At 64.4% G+C, this 806-nt stretch carries 1 protein-coding gene; it reads right to left on the reverse strand.

Annotated elements, in window-relative coordinates:
* Positions 1 to 197: 197 nt before the first annotated feature.
* Positions 198 to 554: a phasin gene (locus WDW90_RS37650; protein WP_336492811.1), complete on the reverse strand. Its 357-nt coding sequence runs from the start codon at positions 552 to 554 to the stop codon at positions 198 to 200.
* Positions 555 to 806: the final 252 nt, after the last annotated feature.

The raw sequence follows: 806 nt of genomic DNA on the forward strand, positions 1-806 counted from the left end.
CAGCGCCTCCACTCAGCCCTCGGGTACCGTACGCCTGAGCAGGCCGAGCAGCGCTGGGCAACGTAACCTCCGTGTCCACAAAAACGGGGGAGGATCACTCCTGCCCATTGGGAGGGAGCGACGCTTTTGCGGCTGCGCCAGTCCTTAGAGCGGCCGTGCACCGGCGTTCGATGCGCGGCGTTGATGGGAGCGGCGCCTCAGGCCTTGGCCGGCTGGGCCAGCTTGGCGAGTTCCTGCACCTGCGCCTGCAAGGTGGAGAACTGGCTGCGAGCGAACTCGGCCTGGAGTTCGACGGCATCCTTGAGGCTGCGCGCCCGCACCAGCTTGTGGGCATGGTCGAAACCGGCCGTGATGTTCTGCTCGGTGAGCTCGAGGCCACGAGCGAGAACAGCCTTACCACTGCTGTGGGCGGCGTCAGCCGAGCTTTGCACGGTAACCGAAGCCTTGCGGGCGTTCTCGATCACGACACCGAAGGCGCCACGCGCTTGCTCGACGCTCTTCTCGGCGAACGTGCGCAGCTCGGACGCGATCTGATTGGGCTGGGTCTTGCTCATGGACGTCTCCTAGTGGCCGCCAAACGAAGCGGCCGCTTGTGCGTTGCACGCTCCTATGTTGCCTCGCACAATCGACGTCAAGAAAAGGGCTTCGTCAGTGCGGAATGGAACCCTGCTGGCGAGGCGAGTTGGGTTGCGCATTGCACAAACGCTCCTAGAGCTGTTCCCGGTCAGGTAGCGACGGCCAAGTCGTTTTCGTAGCCGGCTGCGGCGAGGTAGTTGCGGCACTCCTGCGGAGTGAAGCGCGTGAAG

It is taken from the genome of Methylobacterium nigriterrae, assembly GCF_037106235.1.
GTDB lineage: Bacteria > Pseudomonadota > Alphaproteobacteria > Rhizobiales > Beijerinckiaceae > Methylobacterium > Methylobacterium nigriterrae.